We start from the raw sequence: 25,924 nt of genomic DNA on the forward strand, positions 1-25,924 counted from the left end.
AAAATAAAAAGGCTGTCCTCAATTGAAGACAGCCTTTTTTATTTCAGTGAAGGGATTCTTTATTCTTTAATCCACTTGATTGTTTTCTCTATATTCTTAGATTTAACTTTAATCAGATAATCACCTGTAACCAATTGAGACAAATCAAAAGTACCTACTTTATCATGGTTCAATTTATTATTAGCCTGAGTGAATACTAATTTTCCGCTTACATCATATACTGTCATATCATACACTTCATTTGAATTGGTAAATCTAATATTCAGAAGTCCTTTACTCGGATTAGGATAGACTACGAATACATCTTTATTTGTAGCTGTTTCATTCACACCCAGTGTTTGAGTGATGGTAAAGTTAATAGGGTTAATATTATAAAATACATTCGTTTCTGCAGCCACCATAATTCTGGCCTGCGTGGTGGTTACATTAGGAATCGTAACCGTCTCGGAGCCATCATTTGCAGTAGAGCCTAAGATAAGTGTAGGATACGTAAGGCCTCCGTCTGTGGAAAGGAAAATATTTACAGTAGCACAATTCACTGGGAAAGCAGTTGTATTTGCTACATCCCATGTTATGGTCTGAGTAGAATTACCCGCCCAGTTTACCGCTGTAGTAGGTGCAGTTACATTGAACGGTCCTGAATTTCCATCAACGGTAATAATAGCATCATCATTGGTAACTCCTGCGCAACCTGCATTATTATCTCTTACAGTCAGTCTGAACTCTAAGGTTCTGGCATAGGCTGGTCTCACTTCTCCTTTGGATACGGTTCCGTTGATCACATCTGTAAGTTTCGGGAAATATCTGTAAGGAACGGTTACAGGTACGTATGATCTGAATATAGCAGCATTACCTGTTGGGGCATTCCAGTCGCCTGCCGGTCCCACATCGTTCTGTTCCCAGCTGTAAGTAAGCGGATTGTTATCTATGTCTGAAGCAGATCCTTCTAATCTGAACGGAGTACTCTTAGGGATGGTATAATCACCTCCTGCATTTACAGTAGGAGCGAAATTATTGGTCGGAAGTGTAACCTGACATGAAGTTGACTGAACTTTCGCTGTAATAGACTGGAATGATTTGGTATGGAAAGTAGGGATACTGTTAGCAGCTAAGTTATTGGTACTTCCACAAATTCCTGCATATGCCATAATGGTAATTCCACTTCCGGGTTCTACAGCATTGGCAGCACTACGGTTACCATTACAGCTGCCTGTAATTGCGTTAAAAGTATGAGGACCTCCAAACTGATGTCCTACTTCATGCGCTACATAATCAATATCGTAAGGGTCACCCACAGGGTTAGGAGAACCGGTAATCCCTCTTCCTTTATTCGTTGCATTGCATATTACTCCTAATCCGGCCAATCCGCCACCACCTGTACTGAAAGTATGGCCAATGTCATAATTAGCATTTCCTATCAGTAAATCAATCTGAGTCTGGCTTTCATTAATTAATGTCCCAGCAGCATTATTCCCGTTAAATGGATCAGTAGTAGCATTTGTAAAAACAACATTGGCTTCATTATCCACCAATACTAATCTAGAAGCCACTTCCTGCTCATAAACTCCATTTACTCTGTTTACTGATGTTACAATTGCCGAAAGGGTTTGTGCAACAGTAGGAGTAGCTGAACCAGTTGCTGCTACAGCATATTCTCCTGTGCAAGCCACTGCAAATCTGAAAACTCTAATTTGAGTTCCTACGCTTGGACTTACGGTTTTTTGAGCGTTTTTTTTTCCTAATGGAGACTCGTCCTCATCTTTTACTCCGCAGGATCTTGGATTCTTATCAATTAAGTCACTTTTTTTATAAATGATATAATTGTTAATATCCTGTTTTGCATAAGGATCAATATAAGTATCACCTGCTACTACAGATTTGATCTGCGCATGAAAACCAAGCTCAGTAAAATCAAGTTTTATAGTAGCGTATTTATCATCAATTCCCTGTCCTGTAAAAGTAATAATCTGAGGAAATTGGCTGGCTAATCCCGGAGCCATTACCGAAGATTTCCAGATTTTGAATTTTGCTTTCGTACCGTCTGGCATAGGCAACACAATAATGGGAGCATTATCTTTACGATCATTGTCTTTCAGCTCCGGAACGGAATTAAAATAACTTTTCATTCCAGCTACATCTAATGTGTAGGTTAATGACTTTTCCGGTTGTACGGTTCTGTTTTTAGGATCTGCTTTGATGGACCTCTCACTGATCACGGTAAAAAAGTCCTGTGCTTTCCCTGAGGAAATAGATATTACAAATATCCCCAGATAAAATAATTGTTTAATTTTCATATATAATGGTTTGTAATTTTTATTAATTCAAACAACAAGACCAAAAACCAACAAATAATCAGTTAAAGGTTCATAAATCAAATAATATTGAATTATAAAATTAGTTAAATTTATTCAAATTTATATATGAAAATTTAAAAAAGACACGTTTTTTTTGTACCAACAGCAACAATCAGGCTACCACAAAGCTTTCAGCTCAATACCTAAATTTTCTGTATTTAAATAACTAATTTTATAGACTTTTTCATTTTAATTATCTTTGAACCGAATGATATAAATCCATTCAAAAATTCAACAAAATAAAAAGAAACAAAAATCAAAAAAACCATGAAAAAAATTATCTCAATTCTCATGTTTACGTTAACATTCGGATACATGAGTGCTCAGGAAAATTTTGAAGTATCAACATTAAGAATCGGACCGTTTAAAGTTTTTATGCCCAAGGCTGAAGCCGAAAAAATTGCTGGAACAAAACTTACAAACTCTGATGGTGAGAAAAAAAACAGGGTAAAGTATAATGGAGAGACCATCCAGATTGATCTTTTCGACAATTATATCAACGAAGCCAATCCCAGTGTTCCTTCTATTACTTATATGACAACAACGAGTAAAAAATTTAAGACCAAAAGCGGAATTGGAGTTGGAAGCACCAGAGATGACCTGATCAATGCTTACCGAAATTACCCCAACTTCAGTGTACGTCCGGACTGGGATGACAACAGCAAGCCTATCAAAGATTCCGGTTATTTTAATATTGAAGACAGTCAGGCAGGAACACTATTAAGCTTTAAATTTATTAATAATATAGTCACTGAAATCTCTGTTTACCTCAATGAAGGCTGTTAAAAGCAGAAAAATATTCAAATCAGTTAAAATCCGGATTTTCAGATCCGGATTTTTGCATTTCCATAAGCCGGTAAAAAATTGTAAATTCGCGTGCAAATAAATCAGACATAATGAGTAAAAGTATTGAAGAGCTAAAATCTCTTACTACGCAGATCAGAAGAGACATTTTAAGAATGGTTCATGCTGTAAATTCAGGACACCCGGGCGGAAGTTTAGGTTGTACAGAGTACTTCACAGCCCTTTATGGAAAGGTAATGAACTATAAACTTCCTTTCACAATGGAAGGCAAAAATGAAGATCATTTTTATCTATCAAACGGGCACATTTCTCCGGTATTCTACTCTACTTTAGCAAGATTCGGTTTCTTTCCTGTTGAAGAACTGAGCACTTTCAGAAAATTAGATTCAAGATTACAGGGGCACCCGACTACTCATGAGGGACTTCCGGGAATCAGAATTGCTTCCGGTTCTCTTGGACAAGGACTTTCTGTAGCTCTTGGTGTAGCTCAAGGTAAAAAATTAGACGGTGATCAATCTCTTGTTTACTCTCTTCACGGGGATGGTGAGCTTCAGGAAGGTCAGGTTTGGGAAGCATTCATGTATGCTTCTGCGAAAAAAGTAGATAATATTATTTCTACGATTGATTACAACGGACGTCAGATTGACGGAGATACAGATGATGTATTAAGCTTAGGAAATCTTCATGCTAAACTTGAAGCTTTCGGATGGATTGTTCTGGAAGAAAAGAACGGTAATGATCTTGAAGCTGTAATTGCAATCCTTGAGAAAGCAAAAACAGAAACAGGAAAAGGAAAGCCGGTAGCTATCCTTCTTCATACAGAAATGGGTTATGGGGTTGATTATATGATGGGTTCTCATGCTTGGCACGGTAAAGCTCCTAATGACGAGCAGTTAGACACAGCATTCAAGCAATTATATCTAGAAGCCCCAGCTGATTACTAATATCTTAACATCTCGATTAATACAATAAAAATGAAATATACATATACAGAAAAAAAGGACACTCGTTCAGGATTCGGAGCAGGATTAGCAGAACTAGCGGACAAAAATCCTAATGTAGTAGCACTTTGCGCAGACCTTATCGGTTCTTTGAAAATGGAGAAATTCATTGAGAAGGCTCCGGAAAGATTCTTTCAGATAGGGATTGCAGAAGCTAACATGATGGGGATTGCTGCAGGTCTTAGCATTACAGGGAAAATTCCTTTTACAGGAACTTTTGCTAACTTCTCTACTTCAAGAGTATATGATCAGATTCGTCAGTCTATCGCTTATTCTAACAAAAACGTAAAAATCTGTGCCTCTCACGCAGGTCTTACTTTAGGAGAAGATGGAGCTACTCACCAGGTTCTTGAAGACATCGGTATGATGAAGATGCTTCCCGGAATGACAGTTATCAATACTTGTGACTACAACCAGACTAAAGCTGCTACCTTGGCGATTGCAGATTTTGAGGGCCCTGTATATTTAAGATTCGGAAGACCGGTAGTTCCTGTTTTCATTCCTGAAGATATGCCTTTCGAGATCGGAAAAGGAATTATGCTTCAGGAAGGTACTGATGTAACAATTGTTGCAACAGGACACCTTGTATGGGAGTCTCTTGTAGCTGCAGATGAGCTTGAGAAAGAAGGTATTTCTTGTGAGGTAATTAACATTCACACGATCAAACCTCTTGATGAAGAGATCATTCTAAAGTCTGTTGAAAAAACAGGTAAAATTGTAACGGCTGAAGAGCACAACTACCTTGGTGGTTTAGGAGAGTCTGTTGCAGGTATGCTTGCAAGAAAAAGACCTACAAAACAGGAATTTGTAGCAGTAAATGATACTTTCGGAGAATCTGCAACCCCTGCAGAATTGATGAAAAAGTATAAAATTGATGCTGCTGCAGTGAAAGAAGCTGTAAAGAGAATTTTAGCTTAAGATAAGCTGTTATATATAGACAAACTCCGGCGGTTTCTTCGAAACCGCCGGAGTTTTTTGTTATTGTGTAGAGACCACCCCGTCAAAAGTTCTTTGAATTTTCGACACCCCTCCGGAGGAGGGGAATGGCTATACAACCATTTTTCATTGTATTAGTTTTTATCCCTCTTATTATTGTTCCGGTTGATTCAAAGGGATTCCTACAGCCATCAGAACCGGGCATAATATTTCCCTGACATATTCATCTTCTCTTCTTTCTGAAGCTTTTGAACCTGAAAAATAATTACTGATCCTATAGTTTTTCACAAACTGATTTCTCTTTTTCCCGATTGAATAATAATATCCACCTCTTTCATCATTCACAAAATAGGTCATTTCATCAAAGTTCATAAGCTTTTTGGACAGTAAAAGTTTCCTGTAAATACACTTCTCTGATTTGTCAAAAATATATTTCACCGGAATCCTGAAAAACAAGTCAGACAGGAAGTAGATCATATAAATACTCCATAATCCGATTGCAATTTTAAACTGATCTCCGGACATTTTACCCATAAAATAGTATATGATCGCAGGAAGAGCAATAACACCCAAAGCCAGCCACCAGACCAAAGTACGCAGGAAATTATAATTGGGCATAAAGCTTATCTCACTTCCGTTTTCTTCAAACTTATAACGGTCTCGGATATCCATTCTCCGGATTATTAATATTCATGATATCTTCTGTTTCATTCACCATCTTCTGTATTCCTCTTTGTGTAAGAGCCTGGCCTATGGTAAGCTGCTTCTCTTTACCATTCACTTCAAAATAAACAGACAGCATCACATTGGTAGTAATAAAGCCCATGTATTTTGTTGCCAGCACATGAAAGTTTCTGAAATTCTCTATAGGATAGGTTCTGGCCGGGACAAAAATGGTATGCTTCCCTGTAATCGTCATGCGATCCATATCAATGATAAATTTCTTGGTGAAAAAATTAACCAGAATAAGTGCTACTACAGCAATGATAACGTAGCTAAGAATCCTTACGCTGTTAAAGAGTAACCCTGCTACAATCAGGAAGATAATGCAAAGTACCGTTACAAACACCGGCTGGTTTTTAAAAATATACTGGTTTCCTTCCTGTTTATAAAATTTGTAATTGTTCATAATTAATGTAATTGTTTTTTTACTTTGGTTTCTGATATGATGTTATAAGATGGCTTGCAGAGATGGTGATTTATAAGAGGCATCTGAGACAATTATTTTATCGGGCTCCATATGTATATATTTAAAGTGTTTTTTTAATTCGTCATGCTTTTAATTGCCCCAGGTAGCCATCCAGTCTATATATTCGTTTTTGTATTCATTATCATTAAGTCTGATGATAAGATTTTTCAGTTCTTCCATTTCAAACTCATAATCTGAGACCGTGAAAATCAGGAAAATATCTTTCCCCGTGATCTTTGTGAAAAAGTTCTCATTTTTAAGTTTTTCCAGCACTTCAATACAAATGGAATACAACTTAGCCTGAAAACCTTCAAACCATTGATCATCGTCATCATGTTTGTTCAGTTCTGTTCTCAGCTGAGTACAGATATCATCAAATTCTTCATCGGCCCCTTCCATTTCATAGGTCCATTCTGCCGGTTCATATTTATAATAAAGAGCATCATCTTCATCGGCCATTTCCATAGCTTTTATTGTGTTGGCAGCAGGGCATACCGTCATTGCGCCTTCATCACTGTACAGTGCAAAACTGTAAACTCCCTCTGCTCCATGCTTTTCATATACTTCTAAAAAAGCTTTCTTAGCAGCGTCTTCAATCTGCCGTTTCAAAATTTCAAAATCCATACTTCTTTTCTTTTTTAAAATGGGCGGTAAAATTACCTTTATCCTGTCAAATCAGCACATTATATTCTATAAAAGGCTGTTCAATTTCACGATTATAGCTATCTGTTTTTATTATACATGATCAATCCGGGGATCAAAATAGCCACCCCCATAAGCATAGGAGCCAATTCTCCATATTTAAAAAGCCAGGAAGTTTCTTTGGATGGTCCTATTTTAATAATCACTACCAGGCAGAAACCTATTATAATCAGAATAATTCCTGTTATTTTTTTCATAATATTAAATTTAATTATTAGTAAATCAGTCTAAAAAATGGTTATCACGGTCAAAGATATCGCGTGCTTCCCTTTTAAGATCATTAAGATCTATGTTCAGTTTCAGATTATTTTGATTCAGACTTTGCTGTACAATTCTCATTTTACCCAGAAAATCATTTACTGAATTGTTGAATGCCCGGAAATATCTTCCAGTTCATTTGTGATCTCCTGCAGTATTCTTTTGCTAAAAGACTGTGATATTACAGGACGTTTAAAGCGTGATATATTTTTAAAATCAGCATACAGATAACATCCTAAAGGAATAAATGCCAACCGAAACGTCTGCAGTTCAAACCCTTCAAAATCCTCAAGTCTATAAATAATTTCCTTTCGGTTCAAGCCTCTGTTTGTAACAATAAGAAGTTGATTTTCCGGATCAAAATTTATCTTTGGCGGAATAAAAGAAACAATGGAGAGCAATAAGGAAAAGATCAGCAAAATAATTCCTGTTTTCAGATAGCTGGTATTGGTGATGAGCAATATCGCAATACATACCCACGCAATCCCTATAATATGCTGAAGTGCCATATATTGCTTCACCTGATATCCCGGACCTTCTTTCTTTAAATGTTTAAAATCTCCCATTTCCAGATTTCAGATATTATCCGATAAAAGAAAATTTGTCTTCAAACATTTTACCAATCAAAGGCAAGGGTTTTTCAACATTATTGGCTGCATTAATAATTCCGATAATCATCAGTACCAATGGAATAAAACCGAATATTCCCAGAATCCCGATTTTAGTAACCATCAGTATAATATTGAGAATAATGGATAATGCAATAGAAAAAAGAATCAGCCCCAAAGATTGTTTCAGATGATATCTTAAAAGGCTGTCAGATTTTTCCTTTCCGATAACGAAGGAAACCAACCATCCGAGAAGAGTAATGTAAGATACAATTGATAATGTTTTGTTATCCATAACCATAAAATTTTTAATTAATATTCTTTGATTTTTTCTGATCCAAAATTGCAGCAGAAAAACATCACCGCATTATTTTTCATGACTACAAAACACCTTCAACTCAGATTACAGACGACTACAAAGTGTCTACAAAAACAAATAAACAACTAATTAACAACAACTTACAAACATTATTTGTTTGTAGTTTTTCAGGCATGAAATTGACAGATGTCTACAATTTTTGTACTTTCACCCTATGAAACTGAAGTACGCACTCTTGTATGGTATACTTTTTATCTGCACCTTATATCCTGCACAGAATACATTTATTGATGGTCTTAAAAAACAGTTGAATGAGAATCATATTTCTTCAGCAGAAAAATTCAAAATTTATAATGAGCTTACCGAATATTACAGAGTAAGTGATCAATATTCTACAGCTGAAAAATATGTTCAGCAGCAGCTTGAACTTGCTAAAAAGGAAAAGGATTATGCTGAAGAAGTAAAAGCACTTACTCAAAAAGGCATCATTAAGCTTAATCAGTCTGAGTACGATAAGATTCCACCTATTCTGGATGCATCCCATGCAATTGTTCAGAAAAGTAATAATAAAACGGCAGAACTGTATGCCAGCTATCTGAATATCTACTACAGAAATACTCTTGGTGAGCCTGAAAATACAATCAAACTGATACAGAAAGTACTCCCACTCGTTGAGAAACAGCCTTCTGAAATCATGTTAAATGCAAAGCTTAACTATCTTCTCTACGGAATCTATACAGAATGGAATGATGCTGAAAATGCCACCAAATATGCAAAAAAATCTATTGAGCTTGCGGAAAAAACAGGGAACAAAAATTTACTCAGTTCTGCCTATTCTGCTCTTGCTGTCTGTTACTCCTTTCAATATGAAAAAAGCGGAAACTTAAAAGATCTGAAACCTGTCATTGAAATGTGTAAGAGAGCTGTTGGCCTGTACCATCAATTTCCCGGTCATGTTTCAGCTCATGTACATGCAATGGCATTGCTGAATCTTATTAATTATTATTTAAATTTTCCCGTTATAACTCCGGAAATTCGTTCCGAAATACAAAATAATGCCAACGAAATTCTGACTCTTACACAGCATACCACTCTTAACCAGGGAATTCAGGCAGGTGCGCTTGGCATTTTGAGCAATCTGGCTTCACGGGATCAGAATGATGCTTTATCAGAGAAATATCTTTTAAAATCAGAACAGATTCTTCTTACACAGCAGCCGGTTTATTACCATGTGATGATTAATGTGGTAAAAGATCTTGCCCGGCTCTATGCCAAACAAAAGAAATATCAGAAAGCTTATGAATATGAATCCAAAGTAACGGAATACAGCAATCTTCTCTTCGATGAAGGACAGGCTGAAACGGCAAAAAGACTCGAAGCTCAATATCAATCTCAGAAAAAAGAATCCGAACTGAAATCCCTCACTGAAAAAACCTCCAGCCTGAAAAAAGAAAAACTTCTATATATCGGCCTGGGAATTATCGGACTGATAGGAGCCTTTTTTATGTTCCGTTCTTATCATTTCAAATTGCGGTATTCTATAGAAAGAGAAAATAAACTTGATACGGAAAAGCATGAGGCAGAAATGCAGATCAAACTTCAGAAAGAGGAACAGGCAAGGTTAAGGGCAGAACAGGAACTTCTTACACTCCAACAGCAAAAACTTCAAAGTGAGGTATTGGCCAGTCAACTGCATATTCAGCATAAAAATGAAGTTCTCCAGCAGCTTCAGACCCAGCTTTCAGATACGGATATTAATATTCATCAGGTGGTAAAGGGAGAAAACCGTGTTGATAATGATTTTGAAAAGATCAGATTCACCATTCAGGAACTGCATCCGGATTTCTTTAAAAACATCAATGAAAGGGCCAAACAAAAGCTTACTGCTCTGGATCTGAAATACTGTGCCTACATTTATCTTGGAATGGATACCAAACAAATTGCCAACCTTCTCAATGTAGAACCTAAAAGCGTAAGGATGACCAAATACCGTTTGAAAAAGAAGTTCGGACTGGATGAAAATACGGCTTTAGAATCTTTTTTTCAGAGCGTATTTTCTGAGTAATCTCAGTATATCTTGCCCTCATATTATAAGCTTTTCAGCATGGTGTTGAAAAGCTTCATTTTTATGACTCAATATTATCTATCCGAATTAATTTATCTGAAGCCAGTGCTTTTTGTGAAAAATTCACAAGGTAATCACATCGTTTTTGGGCAGAAAATCAGTACTTTTTTACTAAAAGCATCCTTTGGAACATACAAATTTCTTTCAAAATGAAAGAACTATCGTGTAATTTCTATTGTTAAATTCATTCATTTTACCCATTTGTACAATAGAATATATTACTCTACAATATCCTGTTATATTTCTAAGCTTTCTTTACATCATCAGACTTCAATTTATACTTTTCAATATTTGAAATATTTCACCAAACCCTCTGATATATGCACAATTTGCATTTGCATATATGTACACAAAATAAACAACCCACTTACACATTTTATCCCACTGTAGTGAACTGAATATTTATAGATTTGAAAACATCAACGTTGACAGAATACATTCTACATCTTGCATTGTATGTGTACAGTACATGAAAATATGTGAATTGTTCAATCCCAATGTCAGGGTTTATATGACACAAATGATTTACACAACACAACAAAAAATTATCAACATGAAAAAGTTAATCGGTATGAAGAGTAACTTCTCTTCTTTGGAAAACAAAAAAATGAAAAATCTACAATCTATCAATGGCGGCGGCGGAACTGCTATCAACTATGTTTCTACAAACAAAGGAGAAGTGTATGACAAAGAAACCTGGGTAGACCACAAGCTTTCTTCAACTTTAGAGGTCGGATAAAATTCAGCCTCTAACTATCATACATTGTAAGGGAGGAATTATTTCCTCCTTTTACAAATAAAAGCAAATTAACTGACTCTATAAAAACAGATGATATAATGAAACGAAATTTGATTTTGAAACATATGGGCCTATTGTTCATCATTAGTTTTATATTCTTTTCCTGTAAAAGCCAACACAAAAATTATATTGTATATTACAACAGAGTAAATGAAATTGACAGCATCTATAGAGTTGCCAATCAACCAGAAGAGACTATAAAACAGTACCGGAAATTATTCCGAAAATATAATCCCAAAAATCAGGATCGTATTAAAGAATATGAGACGTACATTAAACTGGCTGATCAATATCAAAAAAATTTCGGAGGAAAGAAAAGTCTTTACAAGCTTATCCCTTTAATTGCTCCTTATGAAGGGTCGGAAAAAAGTTACTTCGGTCTGTTCCAAAAATACGGTATAGACAGCAGTGAAGTGAAACAGAAAATTGCAGACTGGAAAAAAGGTTTAAATAAAAGGTTGGTAGATTCCTTCAGTATTGCTTTTACCCGTGATCAAGCAGAAGGAAGGAGAAACTTTCAGCTCATGGAAAAAAATGACAGAATAAATGCAGAACTGATAAAATGGACTTTTGAAAACTATGGTTATCCTTCCATACAGAAAATAGGACTTATTGGAAATGACGGGGTATTTATGCCGATGCATCCTTTGTTCAGTCATATGACAGAATCAAAAGAATATAATTATTTCAAAACGAAAATGCTGGAATATATAAAATCCGGAGATTGTACTCCAAAAGATTATGCCAATATGGTAGACAGACATGATCTTCAAATCAGTAAACAAGAGATGCCCTATGGTTCTTATCCAAGTTATTCATCTGTGATTGATACTTTAAAAGTAAACCGAAACAGGAAAAATATAGGATTACCACCTTTAAGACGTTCATCTAAAATCAAAAACAGGTTGTGAAATGATCCTTATTATTTCCAACAACAATGAAAGGACCACTATGATGATCATAAAATGGCTCCTTGCTATGAAAAAGAAATTTATCCGTATCCATGAGGATGAAGTTTTTGAAATAAAGACGGAAAACAAAAAGATCTTTTTAGAAAGTGACAGAAATTCTTTTTTTCTGGATGAAATTACCAGTGTATGGTACAGAAGAGGCCGATTAAAGATCAAACGTCTGCGGTATGATAATGCTTCTGTGAATGCCCATATGAACGAAGTACAGCACTGGCTGGAAGATTATGTAAGAACCAAACTGGAGTCCAGGAAACATATCAATAAAGAAAGTAACAGCGATATAAACAAGTTATTGGTATTGGAAGAGGCTATAAAAGCAGGGTTGGAAGTTCCGGAATATTTTTTGGCCGATAATACGGATCAGGTTCCATTGAATACAACCATTATAAAAACGATTGGAGGAAACCCGATATTAGATGATATTGATAAGGATTTAAATGGTATTATGTATACCTCAACCGTACACAAGCGGGAAAAAATGAAGTTCTTTACAACATTCTTTCAGCGTAAAATTGATAAAGAATTTGAAGTCAGAACATTTTACCTTAATGGGAAGTGTTACTCAATGGCTATTTTTTCTCAAAATGATGAGCAGACCAAAACAGATTTCAGAAAATATAATTTAGAAAAACCCAACAGAAATATACCTTACAAGCTTAGCACTGACATTGAGAAAAAAATTCAACTTTTGATGCAGGCATTAGATCTCAATTGCGGATCACTGGATTTTATCAAAGGAAAAGATGGAAGATTCTATTTTTTAGAAGTCAATACAATTGGACAGTTTCTTGGACTGTCTTATACCTGTAACTATTCGCTGGACAAAGAAATTGCTGATTATCTATGAAAATTAAAGTTAAAGAAAAAAACAAGCTTCCTCTTACTTTTAAACATATTGAAACCTTCAATGATCAGAAGCTTAAAAAAAACAATGATATTATATATGTTTTAGATTGCGAAAAATACCAGACCAATTTCTATATAAGAGAAAGGCCTATCAAATCACTGAACCGGTTATTATGAATTATTTTAAACTAAAAACAGAAAATCCAGGTAATAATTTCCATTTTCAGTATATAATTTATCTTTTTACTTGCCTATACCTTTGTTCCTGCAAAAATCGAAATTATATTACTTATTATAATAAAGTAAATGAAATTGATAGTATCTACAGAATGAAGAATGATACTCTTATTGCTATAAAAAAATTTAAAAGAGTATTCCGAAATTTTGAGCCACGAAATGATGAAAGGATGGAAGAATACGAAAACTACATTAAGTTTTCAGATAAATACAATAAAAATTTTGGAGGAAAGAAAAGCTTATATAAACTTATACCTTTAGTTGCTCCATATTGGAAGTTCAAACGAGAAGATACAGATTTTTTTAAACTATATAAAAAATATGGTATTGATAGTATTACAGTAGAGCGGAAGGTAGTGGAATGGAAAAATTCGTTAAACAAGCAACTTATTGATTCTTTTAAGATCGCATTTATCAGAGATCAGGCGAAGGATTCAATAACTGGTCAACAATCATTAAAGAATTTTAGGAAAAATGCTGCATTGCTAAAGTGGACATTAACAAACTATGGCTACCCATCAATGCAAAAAATAGGACTTGAAACAGATGATGGTGTTTTTATGCCAATGTTGATTTATTTAAATCATATGGCACAAATAGAAGACTATGAGTATTTCAAAACTAAACTATTGAACTATGTAAAATCCGGTGATCTACCACCAAGGGATTATGTAGAAATGGTAGAAAGACATGTTCAGGTTAATCATTTAAAACCTGTATATGGTGTAAAAAGTACTGATGAAGAAATTATAAAAGATTCTGTGAATATTAATTACAATAGAAAACTTATCGGACTACAAAGTCTCAAAGTTAGGAGAAAAATAACAAAAGAATTTTTAAAGAATAATTCAAAGAAAAAATGATATTAATAATTTCTGACACATTATATTGATTTTGATATCAGGCAAATGAATAAAGATGATCAAGAAAATATAAGAAAAAACAATAATCCTATTAAACTCAATCATAGAATTGAATATAAGTAATCTATTAATTCATGAACTATTTCAACCTATTCAGCAATATTTATATCACAAAGGGCGCCAGCAGAATTCTGATTTCGGATCTTCAAAGGAATGTTTCAGAACTGTACCCGTTAGAATTGTATGTCCTCATAGAAGATATGAAAAACCAATCTATTGAGGATATACTGAAAGATTATGATGAAGAATCCAAAGCAATTATCCATGAATATATCAGTCTCCTGTTGGAAAAAGAATATGGATTTATCACAGAGAATGACTGGGACAGGAACTTTCCTCCTCTTTCTTATGAATATGATGACCCCAGTGCTATAACAAATCTCTTTATTGAAATGGAAGATATTGAGATCGTAAAAAAAATAAAATCTTCTGTAGAAAACCTTGGTATTAAACATTTGGTTATTTACAGTTTAAAACCACTAACAATAAATGAATTTATAGAAATTGATGATGTATTTAAAACCTCCGTGTTGGCGGGAATAGAAATATTCTCTCCGTTTCATAAGGAAACCAATCTATCTTTTATACAGGCTCTTCAAAAAAATACAGTCAGAATATACAGTCTCATTTTTTACAATTGTTCGAAACCTCCTTTCAAAGCTAAAGATGAATACAGATTTTCGCTAAATTTTCTGAAAGATGACCTGAAACTCTCTGCCTGTGGAAAAGTGGAACTGAAATACTTCAATACCAACCTTCCAAAAGTACTGGAAGCAATGAACCATAATTCCTGCCTGTATAAAAAGATAGGTATTGACCGAAACGGCAGCATTAAAAACTGTCCGCTGATGATTGAAAGCTTTGGAAACATCCGTAATAACAGCCTTGAAGAAGCCATAACCCATCCTGATTTCAAAAAATACTGGAATCTTACCAAAGACAATATAGAAACCTGTAAGGACTGTGAGTTCCGCTATGTCTGCACAGACTGCAGGGCATATACCGAAAATGCAGAAAAAAGCAAAGAAGGCCTGAATGTATCAAAACCTTTAAAATGCGGCTATAATCCCTATACAGGAGACTGGGAAGACTGGACAAAAAATCCTTTGAAGCAAAAAATTTCTCATTCGTTAGAACTCAAATAGTATTTCTCATCCTCCTTATATTCAAAAACGGCTTTTAAATGAAATTTAAAAGCCGTTTGTTTTTATTGTAAAGTGATTATATTCCTATCTGAAAAACTTCCATTTCGGGATAATGGCAAGCATTCCGAATCCTGTAAACAGAAAAAGATTGGTAACATCTGTATAGAGGAATGTAGAAAGGTAATAATTGTGCATAAAGAAATGCATTACCAGTAAAGCCGGGAACATGAAGATTCCTATTTTTCTGTAGAAGAACATCAGTACCAGCCCAATCATCATCAACACATCAATTGAAAAAATAACATAGAAATACCACCTTGGGATTTCCAGATATTCATGCTGCAGATATTCATCCACATCTATTCCAAGCCCCATTATAGTAAACAACATTAAGGCTGCAAATGCCAGTACAAATCCCCATCCTTTCTTTGGATCTTCGTCAAAATAGCTGTATTCTTCCATACCTACAAAAATAAAGAACTTATGAGAGATTTCATAAGTTCTTTTATAATTATTCGTTTAAAATTTGACTTATACAGAGATAGCGTTGATCAGTCTGTTTTTGTCACTTAAGAATTCTTCCATAGAAATCATACTTTCAGTTCTCATTACGTCCTGAATGTCGTCTATCTGATAGATAATTCTTTTAGCATCATCGGTATTCTTAGCTCTTACTTTGCAGAAAATATTATATTTTCCTGAAATAACGCTAGCTTCAATGACGTTAGGTAAAGTTGACAATTCTTTTAATACTTCTTGAGTACGGTTTGATTTTGTCAAAAGGATCCCTATGAAAGCTGTAAAGTGATAATCCAGCTTACCATAATCGATATTAAGAGATGATCCCAAAATAATACCTGCATCTTCCATCTTTTTCACTCTTACGTGAATTGTTCCAGCAGAAACATCCATCTGCTTTGCAATTTCAGTAAAAGGCATTCTTGTGTTTTCTACTAAGAAATCAAGAATTTTCTTGTCTATTTCGTCCAGTTGATAGTTCATATTAGTTAAATTACAATTTCTTTAAAAAATCTATGTATTTTTTGCAAATTTACGAAAAATAATTTAACTAAAAAATATATATCAAATATTAACAATAATTAACACAGATGATAAAAATCATTAAAATATTCTAATTATTTACCATTCGATTTTATAGAATCTGTTTTTATTTCACCTTTTGCATCTGAAGTTTTTTTGTCTTTTTTCTTCTTTTTAAACAAAGAATTGAAGCTTTTACTCCACACAACTCCTCCTCCATAGGCTTGATTTGCAGAACCGTTTGTACTCACCATCCCGATGTTCGTAGGCTTGGAATATGCACGTATAACCAACGTACCGTCATTCTTTTTAGATAAATCATACTCTACAGAACCTTCTGTAGACAAATAGTTGTTCTGGGCTCCATCTGTTTTGGATAACGGAATACCCAAACCTGTTTTTATATTGACTCTTGGGGAAAGGGCTACACTCAATCCTGCATTGGCTCTGTCTCCAAAGTTGGAGTTCTGGTCTCCTTTTACATAATTAAGGTCAATCTGGAATTCATTACTCATTGTATTAAGAACAGATCCCAATTGTTTCAGAAGCATATTATATCCGGAAGACTCCGCAACATTTCCTACATTCACATCTACCCCGCCGGAGTTTGAAACGTTGAAAGTACTCAACAGCAGGACAGATCCGAACTGAAGAACCTTCTCCCCTTCCTGACTCATTTTGGCAGCAAGCGTTTCCCTTACCTGACTGGAAACATCCATAGCAGTTACGTTAAGATCAATATTAGGGTCTACCAACGACTGGGTAATATGAGCCTGCAGCAAAATACTGATAGGCTGAAGTTTCCCCATGCTAAGGTATTCTCCGGCATTAGATACCATTCTTACGTAGTTGGCATTAATGTCTAATGCAGGCTTCATGGCATCACCATCCCATCTGATACTACTGTTTCTTTCTATCTGGAAAGTCTTATTCAGAATTGCCTTAGAAACAAATGTTCCGTTATCTACTTTATAAGTACCGCTCATGGCGATATTCCCCTGTCTGTTCATATGAAACCTCAACGGATCTGCAGAACCTTTTACGGTAATATTTCCTACATCATCTCCTACCAGTACATTGACAGTAGTTCCTTTATCTACAGCCAGATTGAAATCAATATTCATATTGGCTCCTGTTTTCTTCTTTTCTTCCAGAGTAATCAGACCGTCTTTTCCTTCTTTCAGGAATCTCAGCATTTTAAATTCTTCAACATTGGATGTAGAACTGGAATTAAAAGTAAAGGTACTTCCGTTAAGCGCCTTCATATTAGGAGTAGTAATACTTAATCCTGAAACAGGTCCGTCTACATAAAGATCTCCCTGTCCGTAAACCCTTCCCCAGAAAAGGTCAAAGTCTTTTTGAGTAGTATTAAGCATCAGCAGATTGTCTGCCCTCATTACGAGAGATACCCCCATTGAAGAAAGAGTTTCAAACTGTATCGCCCCGGAAATATTCCCTTTAGAATTGGTTCTTCCATCGTGTACCTCAATATTGTTGAGGATAGCCAGCCCTTTGGTCAGCTGAATCACAGTATCATCAAACGCATAATCTACCCCGGTAAACAGAAGTTTCAGTCCGAAATCTTTTAAAGCAATATCCCCATTATAATCCAAGTTTTTGAGCTTTCCGTTAATTTTAAGATCCCCGGTTGCTTTTCCACGAAGGTTTCCGAAAACGGTCTGTACAAACTGCTGTGTAAATGAAAGATCAAAGTCACGCATTTCAGCCGTAAGATCAATAATTGGAGAAGAGGTATTATTGTTGACCGTTCCTGTTAAATTAAGACTGTTATTTCCAAGGACTCCTGCAGAGTGAACCTTCACATCAATATCATAAACGTTCAGTGAAAAACCATTGGTAGCAGAAATAGAGATATCTCCCATATCGTTGCCATTCATCTTAATATCATCAATAGTAAGATCTACCAGCGGTTGAAGGGTGCTTTTATCCATTTTGATCTTAACGCTACCGTTGGCAAGACCTTTGATATCCATTGTATTTCCTCCGGATTGCATTTCCAGGAGCTTTTCCACAGAAAAATCATTAATATCAGCATCTACATAAAAATCTTTTGCCGATTTAAACTGTGCTTCTTTAATGAACAAAGCACTTTTATCGGAATAAACCCTCAGATTTCTGATATCAAAGTCTCCGGTACTCCTTCTATAGGTAATGGAGTGATTCAGTTCCGGGCTTGTATCTATAGCCCAGGTCACTTCATTGAATTTCACTTCTGTAGGCTCAAATCTGAAGACATAATCACCAGCCGCATCCGTAGACTGATCGACATTAATAGCGTATTCTTTAAGCTTTTCATTAATTTCATCATCAGGACTTCCATGCTTAAATACGGTAGCTAAATGAAGGGTATTTCCATTCTCATTATTCCCTTTAAGTTCAAAATCTTTGATTACGTTTTTATTGTAAACTACTCTATTGATTTTTGCATACAATTGCTGGTTAAGGTCAGCCGTGTTAATTCTCACTTTAACACTATCCACCATTGCACTGTCTCTGTTTAGATTCTTTCTGTCGTGAACCTTATAATCTGGACTTGAAGATGCCAGAGCTTTATCAGCATCGGTAATTTCCTCCTCTTTTGTCATAATATATTTCAAAGAAGCGGCATCCAGATTCAGAATCAAATTGTTTGAATTTCCATCATACTCTCCTTCCACTAAAGCTCCCTGAGGCAGTTTAAGTTCCGGTAAAAAGTAATTGACCAATCCCTGCTGAACATCAAATTTCAGTGCAAAATTCTGTCCGCGGTATAATTTTCTCGGCGGTGGCCCCACCAATATTTTTCCGACTCCGTTTTCTACCATTCCCGCAAGATCTGCCAGGCTGTATCTTCCTGAGATCTTCCCTGTAGCAGCTCCCGGGGCATCTACATCAATCACACGGCCTCCTGCTTCTACAAAAGTTTTTAGTTTAGCATTCGGAATATTGTATTTTTGAGTTGCTGTAGCAAAGTACAAGTTATTGGCATTAACATCCAGCGTAAGGTCATTAATGGAAGACATGGCCATCTTTCCTTCAACCTGACCGCTTACCACCTGGCTGCCAGGTTTATTGGTAAAATAGTTCATGTTCAGGTAGGTGACATCTGCGTTGACATCCATAGCCACTCTTGAAGTACTGAAATCTATTAACCCTTTGATTGTAGCTTTTGCCTGCTCATCATTAACCGTAATGAGTCCGTTGTATTTTTTATGATCCAATAATCCGTCCAGATATAGATTATTGATCGTTTTGTCCATAATTTCAATGCTTGCAATCTGAGATTTAGTCGTCAGACGCATGGTATTTACATCAAAGCTTTGACCATTAAGATCAAATTTACCGGAAATTAAGCCTACTGTTTTATTTTTTGTAATAACAGATGTATTAAGGTCTTTCACATCAAGGTAACCGGAATATTTAGGCATGGCAGTGCTGTAACCGGACAGGGTAAGCTTGGATATTTTAGCCTGTCCTATTCCTGTCATTAAATTTCCGTTCTCTACATAGATCTGATCCGGATTTACTTTTGCTGTTCCGTTATACTTTAATTTCCCGAAATCATCAGCAAAATTCTTCATCTTTTTAGAGATAAAGGAAGGCATCATGGCTTTTAAATCCTTATAAGTAAAATCTGCGGAAAGATCTTTTGTTTCAATAGCGAAATGTCCTTTCAGCAGATTATCAACCTTCATTGTTTTGGTTGCAATATTGACATCAGGGTTTCTGATCAGGAAATTCTCCAGATGAAATTTATTTAAAGGCCCCGTCATCGTCCCTGAAAGATTGAACGGCTTTATATTATCCCAGTTCGTCACAAAATAGCTGATGTCATAACCACTTACCTGACTTCCCTGCTGAATGTTCATATCCCATCGTACCCTGTCAGCAAAATCTGACCAGGATCCGTCATGAAGATTAAATTTAATATCTCCCTGAAGTAAGGTATGATCGGTATTCAGCGTAAGATCTTTTAATGACAAAAACTGTTTCGTTAAAGACAGTTCTGTTGAAAAGGTATCCACAATATGAGATTTCCCCCATCTTGAGGTTACAAAGGACATATTATTGATTAAAGCTGAAACATTCGGTCCGTTGACTTTTACATTAGGTGCTTTTAAGTTGAATTTTGTTGCCGTAAGCCATTTCCCCTGTTCTCCGGGTGAATTATTATTAACGATAGAAACTTTGGAATCAATAATCTGAACTCTGGAATTCAGCTGAAAAGGAGGTTTTTTAGGGTCTCTTTTCTTACCGTTATCAAATAGTTCCGTAAATCTCACAAAGTTTGAGATGCTGTCTCCTTTGTAAGTAATTACTTTTATATCAGCATTGACTAGCGTCAAAGAATTAAAGCTCAGAGAATTACTATTTCCTGAAATAGCATTTACCGCGAGAGAAATCCAGTCAGAATCTGCACGGAATTCACGGGCTGTAATAAAATCAAACCCTTTATAATCTTTTACTTTTAAGCCTTTTATTGTGACATCGCCAAAGTAATTGACATCTACACTTTCTGTAGAAAACCCAGATTTAAAGTCCTGATTTACAATTTGAAGAGCCTGATCTGCCGCCCATTGTTTTGTTACCGGAAGATTGATAATCACCAATACACTTCCTACCAGAAATAAGCCAATCCAAAAGAGAATCAAAAGAAGTTTCGCCCACCAGGTATAGCTGGTAACATCCTTCACCGCCTGCTTTCCGAACTCTTCAGCCGTTTCCACAGGATGATGTATGGCATCTGAAGCCAGCTCAGATGCTTCTTTTACTGTCTCCCGAACTTTTTCTTCTACATTTTCGACAGTTTTCTGTACCTGATCCCCTAGGTTTTCAGCTACCGATTTTTTATTCTCATTCTCGTTATTATTCTCTAACTTTGCCATTATTATGAGCGACTCTATAATTTTAGGTATTGAATCGTCCTGCGACGACACCTCAGCAGCTATCATCAAGGGAAATTCTATTCTTTCAAACATTGCCGCAAACCAGGCCATCCATAAAGAATATGGTGGTGTTGTCCCTGAATTGGCTTCACGGGCCCATCAGCAAAATATTATCCCCGTTGTTGAAAAATCTTTTTCTAAAGCAAATATACAACAAAATGCTATCTCTGCTATAGGATTTACTCGCGGACCGGGACTTTTAGGATCTCTTCTTGTAGGAACATCATTTGCTAAGTCTTTGGCTATGAGCCTGAATGTACCCTTAATAGAAGTAAATCACCTTCAAGCCCACATTCTGGCCCATTTCATCGAAGATGCAAATCCTGTGCCGCCTACTTTTCCGTTCTTGTGTCTTACGGTAAGTGGCGGACATACCATGATTGTACTGGTAAAAGACTATTTCGATATGGAAATTATCGGAAAAACCATTGATGATGCCGCAGGAGAAGCTTTTGATAAAATCGGAAAGATTTTTGACCTTGACTACCCTGCCGGACCTATCATTGACAGATTAGCCAAGGAAGGGAACCCCGATGCATTTAAATTCAACAAGCCTAAGCTGGAAAATTATGATTATTCTTTCAGCGGCATTAAAACTTCGGTACTGTATTTTATTCAGAAAGAAGTCAGAAAAAATCCGGATTTCATCAAGGAAAACCTGAATGATCTTTGTGCATCTGTGCAAAAATCTATCATTGAAATCCTGATGAATAAGCTTGAAAAAGCAGCCCAGGATCTCAACGTCAATAAAGTTGCTATTGCCGGTGGCGTATCTGCCAATTCTGCACTGAGAAAAGCAATGGAAAACAACAAAGAAAAGCTGGGCTGGAGTATTTTTATTCCCAAGTTTGAATATACCACAGATAATGCTGCGATGATTGCCATGGTAGCGAAACTGAAGTTTGAGAGAGGTGAATTTACAGATTTGAGAACTTCGGCAACAGCAAAATACGATTTATGAAAATACTCTTAGAAGAAAAAGTACTGGGAACGCATTCTAAAAAGAACTCAAAATATTATTGGGTATTAGAAACGGTTACAGGAAAAAATGAAGATGCAGAAAATGCCTTAGATTACTTTCCAGCAAGTTCTGAGACAGGATATATTCAGGATATAAAAGAGGAAATTATAAAAAAAATAAACTCTGAGCATCTTTTCAGTTTTCCTTATACACCAAAAGAAGGAGATTATTTATCGATCAAAAATAATTTGAGAAAACAGGAATATTTAAATCTGATTTTCATTAACAATATCTGGATTGAAGAAATATACATGTGTTCTTACCGTGAGTGTGATACAGATATCTACACAACTATAAAAACAGGAGTTGCATTCTTAACTCAGGATATATGAAACTATTTTACGGCGAAATAACGGATCACCAGGTCATCATCAATGACGAAGAACAGCAGCATATTGTGAAAGTACTTCGTATGAGAGATGGTGAAGAGATTCATGTGACGGATGGAAAAGGAAAGCTGGCTTCAGGAAAACTGATTATAGAAGGGAAAAAAGCGGGTATTCAAGTTTCTGAAATCAAAAAAAATCTTCCGGAATTCAATCCCAGGCTTCATATTGCCATTGCTCCTACCAAAAATATCGACAGAATTGAATTCTTTGTGGAAAAGGCTGTAGAAATGGGTATTTCTGAGATCAGTATTATTATAACGGAGAAAACCGAACGTAAAAATATCAATATTGATAAAATCAGAAAACAGGCTATTGCTGCATCAAAACAGAGCCTTAGATTTCATTTTCCAACCATCAATGACGCTGTAAAACTGACGGACTTCCTGAAAAACACTGATCCGGAACAAACCTTTGTTGCCCACTGCCATGAGAATTTAGAAAGAATTGATCTTAAAAATATTCCTCCATTGGAGCAGCTTACATTTTTAATAGGTCCTGAAGGTGATTTTTCTGAAAAGGAAATTGTATTTCTGGCAGAAAATAAAGTAAGAGCCGTTTCCTTAGGAAATCAAAGGCTCAGAACAGAAACCGCAGGTGTTCTTGTCGCAGCATGGAATTATTACAATATGATATAGATCACAAAAAAGAGAAGGCTTATAAACCCTCTCTTTTTTATTTCTAATGACTTATTTCCAGTCAATATTATTTTCTCTCAGATATTTTTCAAAGATCTGTTGTCCGCTTCTTATTGAATTTACCGTCCAAAGGATTTTCATCCTTAAAAGTTTTTCTTCGTTTAATTTATAATCAATATCAGATTTGATCAGCTTCTGTTTCAATTCATACATACAGATTGAAGCTGCTACGGAAACATTGAAGCTCCTTGTAAAACCATACATCGGGATGGCCAGCGTTTCATCTGCAAAGTCTAAAATCTCCTGGGAAACTCCTTCCATTTCAGTTCCGAAGACCAAAGCAATCGGTTCTGTAATTTCATATTCAGGCAGCATTTTAGCATTATTTTCTAATGAAACCACCACAATTTTATATCCTCTGTCTTTAATACTCTGAAAAGATTCCATATTTCGGGGAAGCTTTTCTACCTCAACCCAGGTATCTGCGCCTTTTGTTACCCGAAGATTGGGTTCAAAACTATACTCTTCCTGTAAAGCGACTACTTTATGAAAGCCGCAAGCCTCTACAGAGCGTACAATGGCTGCTGCATTTCTAAACTGATAGACATCTTCTACAACCGGAAGCACAAAGTCTGAACTATCCTGCGAAAAATGTTCAATTTTTGCCAGTCTTTCTTCGGTTAAAAACTGTTTTAAATATTCATAAGTCTGCGATAAATCACTCATCTGCATTTAGTTATTTTTTTTCCAATAGCCCAATGTAACGCCTACGATTGCCATCTTATTTTTATAAAATTTTGATCTAAGCGTTTCATTCATTTTCAAATCTTTGCAAATTAACGTAATTTTGACCTATGAACCCTAATCGGTCTCCAATTCTTAATTAAAAATAGTACATGAAGCGAAAAGTCCTGCTTATCTATACCGGTGGAACCATCGGAATGGAAAAAGATTATGAAACCGGAAGTCTCCGTGCCTTTGATTTTGGTAATATATTTGAAAAGATGCCCGAAATGAGGCTCATGGAATGCGAAGTCTTCGTTCATCCTTTCGCCAAACCACTGGACTCATCGGATATGGGACCCGAAGAATGGAGAGTGATTGCTAATTATATTCACAAAAATTATAACGACTACGATGGTTTCCTGATTCTTCATGGAACAGATACTATGTCTTATACAGCATCTGCATTAAGTTTCATGCTAAAAGGGTTAAGAAAACCTGTAATTATGACCGGTTCACAGCTTCCTATTGGTGATCTGAGGACAGATGCCAAGGAAAATCTTCTGACCAGTCTTTATTATGCCAGCCTTTACGAGAACGATGAAGCGGTTATTCAGGAGGTTGCCATTTATTTTGAGTACAAATTATTAAGAGGAAACAGAACGTTGAAATATTCTGCTGAATATTTTGATGCCTATGCAAGTCCGAATTACCCTATTCTGGGACAATCCGGAGTTCACCTGAATATTATTAAAGACAATTTATTCCGTTGTGACCCGAAAGTAGAATTTCATGTGAATGAACATATTTCCGAAGATATTTTATTCTGGAGAATTTTTCCGGGAATGCACCTGAGTCATTTCAGAGAAATCCCTAAAATGAAGGTTCTTATTCTTCAGGTTTTCGGTTCAGGAACCATTTTCAGCAGTGTAAAAACTCAGGAAACGCTTCAGGAAATCAGAAATAACGGAACGGAAATCGTAGTGGTAAGCCAGTGTATTTCAGGAGGTATCTCATTCGGAAAGTATGAGAACAGCAATATTTTCTCAAGAATCGGAGCAATCAGCGGAAGAGATATGACCGCGGAAACAGCAATTACGAAAGCAATGCATCTTATTGACAACCCAAGCTACTCTGGAAGCTTTGCTGATAATTTCACCAGAAGCCTTTGTGGAGAAATTACGGATTAATTGCAGGAATAATTTGGATATTAAAGAAATTACACTATTTTTGCAATCTCAAAAAGAGAGGTGTCCGAGTGGTTGAAGGAGCTACCCTGGAAAGGTAGTATACGGGTAACTGTATCGAGGGTTCGAATCCCTTCCTCTCTGCAAGAAAATTAAAGCCTGTGCTTCATTAGCACAGGCTTATTTTTTGGTCAAAATTCTTGGTTCATATTCCATTCTCTACTCCATAAGTATTTATACCTAAGACCATAATTGGTAATTTACACTATAGAACATCTGTCTGGTTCTTCGTTACTTTGAATTACAATCTAATCAACTAAAAACCAAATCAATATGACATCAACAAGTGTAAATGCAAATTCTTCCGGCCAGGTAGTACTTGGAAACGGAGCACAGTTTTGGGTATATCTTTCCCCTCAAAACGACACTGCCAGAATGATATCTACATGGCGGGTAACATTTTCGCAAGGAAATTGGAGCGATACCATTTCCAGTGAAAATCCGACCAAGCAAATTCAGACTCCCAATCTTTCAGGGATCTTTGAGATTAAGGTAGAATTACTAAGCGGATCTACCGGTACATGGCGTCAGATTCCACCTCAAAACGGAAGCCATAATGAGATAGGCTGCAATTCCAACTGTGCTTCCATGGTAGGTATTGTTGCTGACAGCACAAATCCCCCTATCGGAGCAATCAATGCTCATTTCTGGACGACATGGGATGCCATGTGTAAGGCAGGATAGAATCATAACAGATAAGTTCCA

The 25,924-nt window shown here is 35.9% G+C and carries 25 protein-coding genes and 1 tRNA gene; 15 read left to right on the forward strand and 11 right to left on the reverse strand.

From position 1 onward, the window contains the following. Nucleotides 1–59 precede the first annotated feature (59 nt). Complete coding sequence (locus FW781_RS16190) at nucleotides 60–2,294, reverse strand: reprolysin-like metallopeptidase (RefSeq protein WP_149388384.1); 2,235 nt, start codon at nucleotides 2,292–2,294, stop codon at nucleotides 60–62. Between the two features lie 327 nt (nucleotides 2,295–2,621). Here FW781_RS16190 and FW781_RS16195 point away from each other — a divergent pair, with 327 nt between their 5' ends. The 3 genes from FW781_RS16195 (at nucleotide 2,622) to FW781_RS16205 (ending at nucleotide 5,077) form a co-directional block, all read left to right on the forward strand. Continuing rightward, nucleotides 2,622–3,140 (forward strand): hypothetical protein, encoded by a 519-nt coding sequence (locus FW781_RS16195; RefSeq protein WP_149388385.1) that lies wholly within the window; start codon nucleotides 2,622–2,624, stop codon nucleotides 3,138–3,140. Nucleotides 3,141–3,247: 107 nt separating this feature from the next. Next, on the forward strand, nucleotides 3,248–4,102 hold the full coding sequence (locus FW781_RS16200; RefSeq protein ID WP_262884123.1) for a transketolase: 855 nt from the start codon (nucleotides 3,248–3,250) through the stop codon (nucleotides 4,100–4,102). 30 nt (nucleotides 4,103–4,132) lie between these two features. Further along, nucleotides 4,133–5,077, forward strand: coding sequence for a transketolase family protein (locus tag FW781_RS16205; protein ID WP_047382572.1), 945 nt, complete (start codon nucleotides 4,133–4,135; stop codon nucleotides 5,075–5,077). A gap of 171 nt (nucleotides 5,078–5,248) precedes the next feature. Here the strand turns inward: FW781_RS16205 and FW781_RS16210 are convergent, their stop codons facing one another. From FW781_RS16210 to FW781_RS16230, 6 genes are all read right to left on the reverse strand, one after another. After that, on the reverse strand, nucleotides 5,249–5,767 hold the full coding sequence (locus FW781_RS16210) for a hypothetical protein (protein ID WP_228720218.1): 519 nt from the start codon (nucleotides 5,765–5,767) through the stop codon (nucleotides 5,249–5,251). After that, a complete protein-coding gene (locus tag FW781_RS16215) occupies nucleotides 5,745–6,224 on the reverse strand; it encodes a hypothetical protein (protein WP_149388386.1) in 480 nt (159 codons plus the stop codon). Before FW781_RS16215 ends, FW781_RS16210 begins: the two co-directional genes overlap by 23 nt. A gap of 150 nt (nucleotides 6,225–6,374) precedes the next feature. Next, a complete protein-coding gene (locus FW781_RS16220; protein ID WP_149388387.1) occupies nucleotides 6,375–6,908 on the reverse strand; it encodes a DUF4303 domain-containing protein in 534 nt (177 codons plus the stop codon). A 98-nt stretch (nucleotides 6,909–7,006) separates the two neighbouring features. Continuing rightward, nucleotides 7,007–7,183 (reverse strand): DUF6903 family protein, encoded by a 177-nt coding sequence (locus tag FW781_RS22505; protein WP_172625745.1) that lies wholly within the window; start codon nucleotides 7,181–7,183, stop codon nucleotides 7,007–7,009. Between the two features lie 159 nt (nucleotides 7,184–7,342). Next, the gene (locus FW781_RS16225) at nucleotides 7,343–7,810 is read right to left on the reverse strand and encodes a hypothetical protein (protein ID WP_047424275.1); all 468 of its coding nucleotides are present in this window, start codon (nucleotides 7,808–7,810) and stop codon (nucleotides 7,343–7,345) included. Between the two features lie 16 nt (nucleotides 7,811–7,826). Next, complete coding sequence (locus FW781_RS16230) at nucleotides 7,827–8,147, reverse strand: import component protein (RefSeq protein ID WP_047424272.1); 321 nt, start codon at nucleotides 8,145–8,147, stop codon at nucleotides 7,827–7,829. Nucleotides 8,148–8,385: 238 nt separating this feature from the next. On the opposite strand from FW781_RS16230, the gene FW781_RS16235 reads away from it, so the two are divergent. The 6 genes from FW781_RS16235 (at nucleotide 8,386) to gwsS (ending at nucleotide 15,217) form a co-directional block, all read left to right on the forward strand. Then, the gene (locus FW781_RS16235; protein WP_149388388.1) at nucleotides 8,386–10,236 is read left to right on the forward strand and encodes a helix-turn-helix transcriptional regulator; all 1,851 of its coding nucleotides are present in this window, start codon (nucleotides 8,386–8,388) and stop codon (nucleotides 10,234–10,236) included. A gap of 613 nt (nucleotides 10,237–10,849) precedes the next feature. Then, complete coding sequence (locus FW781_RS16240; RefSeq protein WP_172625746.1) at nucleotides 10,850–11,035, forward strand: grasp-with-spasm system A modified peptide; 186 nt, start codon at nucleotides 10,850–10,852, stop codon at nucleotides 11,033–11,035. 98 nt (nucleotides 11,036–11,133) lie between these two features. Next, nucleotides 11,134–12,006 carry a hypothetical protein gene (locus FW781_RS16245; RefSeq protein WP_149388390.1) on the forward strand — a complete coding sequence of 291 codons (873 nt, stop codon included), beginning with the start codon at nucleotides 11,134–11,136 and terminating at the stop codon, nucleotides 12,004–12,006. A gap of 1 nt (nucleotide 12,007) precedes the next feature. Further along, nucleotides 12,008–12,913, forward strand: coding sequence for a grasp-with-spasm system ATP-grasp peptide maturase (gene gwsG, locus FW781_RS16250; protein ID WP_149388391.1), 906 nt, complete (start codon nucleotides 12,008–12,010; stop codon nucleotides 12,911–12,913). 406 nt (nucleotides 12,914–13,319) lie between these two features. Continuing rightward, entirely contained in the window at nucleotides 13,320–14,012 is a 693-nt protein-coding gene (locus FW781_RS16255) for a hypothetical protein (protein WP_228720219.1), read from the forward strand. Between the two features lie 134 nt (nucleotides 14,013–14,146). After that, nucleotides 14,147–15,217: a grasp-with-spasm system SPASM domain peptide maturase gene (gwsS, locus tag FW781_RS16260; RefSeq protein ID WP_149388392.1), complete on the forward strand. Its 1,071-nt coding sequence runs from the start codon at nucleotides 14,147–14,149 to the stop codon at nucleotides 15,215–15,217. 84 nt (nucleotides 15,218–15,301) lie between these two features. On the opposite strand, the gene FW781_RS16265 is transcribed toward gwsS, so the two are convergent. The 3 genes from FW781_RS16265 to FW781_RS16275 form a co-directional block, all read right to left on the reverse strand. Then, nucleotides 15,302–15,679: a hypothetical protein gene (locus tag FW781_RS16265; RefSeq protein ID WP_142719247.1), complete on the reverse strand. Its 378-nt coding sequence runs from the start codon at nucleotides 15,677–15,679 to the stop codon at nucleotides 15,302–15,304. Between the two features lie 69 nt (nucleotides 15,680–15,748). Further along, the gene (locus FW781_RS16270; RefSeq protein ID WP_034696982.1) at nucleotides 15,749–16,219 is read right to left on the reverse strand and encodes an Lrp/AsnC family transcriptional regulator; all 471 of its coding nucleotides are present in this window, start codon (nucleotides 16,217–16,219) and stop codon (nucleotides 15,749–15,751) included. A 134-nt stretch (nucleotides 16,220–16,353) separates the two neighbouring features. Beyond that, nucleotides 16,354–21,144: a translocation/assembly module TamB domain-containing protein gene (locus FW781_RS16275; protein WP_149388393.1), complete on the reverse strand. Its 4,791-nt coding sequence runs from the start codon at nucleotides 21,142–21,144 to the stop codon at nucleotides 16,354–16,356. 4 nt (nucleotides 21,145–21,148) lie between these two features. Between FW781_RS16275 and tsaD the strand changes: the two genes are divergently transcribed. The 3 genes from tsaD to FW781_RS16290 are packed head-to-tail and all read left to right on the forward strand — an operon-like array spanning nucleotide 21,149 to nucleotide 23,249. Then, entirely contained in the window at nucleotides 21,149–22,165 is a 1,017-nt protein-coding gene (tsaD, locus tag FW781_RS16280; RefSeq protein ID WP_149388394.1) for a tRNA (adenosine(37)-N6)-threonylcarbamoyltransferase complex transferase subunit TsaD, read from the forward strand. Then, a complete protein-coding gene (locus tag FW781_RS16285; protein WP_149388395.1) occupies nucleotides 22,162–22,557 on the forward strand; it encodes a hypothetical protein in 396 nt (131 codons plus the stop codon). The genes tsaD and FW781_RS16285 overlap by 4 nt, the downstream gene beginning before the upstream one ends. Next, nucleotides 22,554–23,249: an RsmE family RNA methyltransferase gene (locus tag FW781_RS16290; RefSeq protein ID WP_149388396.1), complete on the forward strand. Its 696-nt coding sequence runs from the start codon at nucleotides 22,554–22,556 to the stop codon at nucleotides 23,247–23,249. Before FW781_RS16285 ends, FW781_RS16290 begins: the two co-directional genes overlap by 4 nt. Nucleotides 23,250–23,300: 51 nt before the next feature. Here the strand turns inward: FW781_RS16290 and FW781_RS16295 are convergent, their stop codons facing one another. Next, the gene (locus FW781_RS16295; RefSeq protein ID WP_149388397.1) at nucleotides 23,301–23,981 is read right to left on the reverse strand and encodes a TrmH family RNA methyltransferase; all 681 of its coding nucleotides are present in this window, start codon (nucleotides 23,979–23,981) and stop codon (nucleotides 23,301–23,303) included. A gap of 164 nt (nucleotides 23,982–24,145) precedes the next feature. On the opposite strand from FW781_RS16295, the gene FW781_RS16300 reads away from it, so the two are divergent. The 3 genes from FW781_RS16300 to FW781_RS16310 all read left to right on the forward strand — a co-directional run bounded on the left by FW781_RS16300 (nucleotide 24,146) and on the right by FW781_RS16310 (nucleotide 25,903). Then, a complete protein-coding gene (locus tag FW781_RS16300) occupies nucleotides 24,146–25,162 on the forward strand; it encodes an asparaginase (RefSeq protein ID WP_149388398.1) in 1,017 nt (338 codons plus the stop codon). Between the two features lie 54 nt (nucleotides 25,163–25,216). Next, nucleotides 25,217–25,303: transfer RNA gene (locus tag FW781_RS16305), tRNA-Ser, on the forward strand. A gap of 189 nt (nucleotides 25,304–25,492) precedes the next feature. After that, on the forward strand, nucleotides 25,493–25,903 hold the full coding sequence (locus FW781_RS16310; protein WP_149388399.1) for a hypothetical protein: 411 nt from the start codon (nucleotides 25,493–25,495) through the stop codon (nucleotides 25,901–25,903). Nucleotides 25,904–25,924 lie beyond the last annotated feature (21 nt).

This window comes from Chryseobacterium panacisoli (assembly GCF_008274625.1).
In the GTDB taxonomy this organism is placed as follows: Bacteria; Bacteroidota; Bacteroidia; order Flavobacteriales; family Weeksellaceae; genus Chryseobacterium; species Chryseobacterium panacisoli.

Bases quoted from the DNA above. Each gene is read 5' to 3' on its own strand.
- FW781_RS16285 (WP_149388395.1), top strand. From the start codon at position 22,162: ATGAAAATACTCTTAGAAGAAAAAGTACTGGGAACGCATTCTAAAAAG.
- FW781_RS16225 (WP_047424275.1), bottom strand. From the start codon at position 7,810: ATGGGAGATTTTAAACATTTAAAGAAAGAAGGTCCGGGATATCAGGTG.
- FW781_RS16300 (WP_149388398.1), top strand. From the start codon at position 24,146: ATGAAGCGAAAAGTCCTGCTTATCTATACCGGTGGAACCATCGGAATG.
- FW781_RS16195 (WP_149388385.1), top strand. From the start codon at position 2,622: ATGAAAAAAATTATCTCAATTCTCATGTTTACGTTAACATTCGGATAC.
- FW781_RS16255 (WP_228720219.1), top strand. From the start codon at position 13,320: ATGGAAGAATACGAAAACTACATTAAGTTTTCAGATAAATACAATAAA.
- FW781_RS16230 (WP_047424272.1), bottom strand. From the start codon at position 8,147: ATGGATAACAAAACATTATCAATTGTATCTTACATTACTCTTCTCGGA.
- FW781_RS16290 (WP_149388396.1), top strand. From the start codon at position 22,554: ATGAAACTATTTTACGGCGAAATAACGGATCACCAGGTCATCATCAAT.
- FW781_RS16295 (WP_149388397.1), bottom strand. From the start codon at position 23,981: ATGCAGATGAGTGATTTATCGCAGACTTATGAATATTTAAAACAGTTT.
- FW781_RS22505 (WP_172625745.1), bottom strand. From the start codon at position 7,183: ATGAAAAAAATAACAGGAATTATTCTGATTATAATAGGTTTCTGCCTG.
- FW781_RS16190 (WP_149388384.1), bottom strand. From the start codon at position 2,294: ATGAAAATTAAACAATTATTTTATCTGGGGATATTTGTAATATCTATT.
- FW781_RS16210 (WP_228720218.1), bottom strand. From the start codon at position 5,767: ATGGATATCCGAGACCGTTATAAGTTTGAAGAAAACGGAAGTGAGATA.
- FW781_RS16265 (WP_142719247.1), bottom strand. From the start codon at position 15,679: ATGGAAGAATACAGCTATTTTGACGAAGATCCAAAGAAAGGATGGGGA.
- tsaD (WP_149388394.1), top strand. From the start codon at position 21,149: ATGAGCGACTCTATAATTTTAGGTATTGAATCGTCCTGCGACGACACC.
- FW781_RS16245 (WP_149388390.1), top strand. From the start codon at position 11,134: ATGAAACGAAATTTGATTTTGAAACATATGGGCCTATTGTTCATCATT.
- gwsG (WP_149388391.1), top strand. From the start codon at position 12,008: ATGATCCTTATTATTTCCAACAACAATGAAAGGACCACTATGATGATC.
- FW781_RS16205 (WP_047382572.1), top strand. From the start codon at position 4,133: ATGAAATATACATATACAGAAAAAAAGGACACTCGTTCAGGATTCGGA.
- FW781_RS16220 (WP_149388387.1), bottom strand. From the start codon at position 6,908: ATGGATTTTGAAATTTTGAAACGGCAGATTGAAGACGCTGCTAAGAAA.
- FW781_RS16275 (WP_149388393.1), bottom strand. From the start codon at position 21,144: ATGGCAAAGTTAGAGAATAATAACGAGAATGAGAATAAAAAATCGGTA.
- gwsS (WP_149388392.1), top strand. From the start codon at position 14,147: ATGAACTATTTCAACCTATTCAGCAATATTTATATCACAAAGGGCGCC.
- FW781_RS16215 (WP_149388386.1), bottom strand. From the start codon at position 6,224: ATGAACAATTACAAATTTTATAAACAGGAAGGAAACCAGTATATTTTT.
- FW781_RS16270 (WP_034696982.1), bottom strand. From the start codon at position 16,219: ATGAACTATCAACTGGACGAAATAGACAAGAAAATTCTTGATTTCTTA.
- FW781_RS16240 (WP_172625746.1), top strand. From the start codon at position 10,850: ATGAAAAAGTTAATCGGTATGAAGAGTAACTTCTCTTCTTTGGAAAAC.
- FW781_RS16235 (WP_149388388.1), top strand. From the start codon at position 8,386: ATGAAACTGAAGTACGCACTCTTGTATGGTATACTTTTTATCTGCACC.
- FW781_RS16310 (WP_149388399.1), top strand. From the start codon at position 25,493: ATGACATCAACAAGTGTAAATGCAAATTCTTCCGGCCAGGTAGTACTT.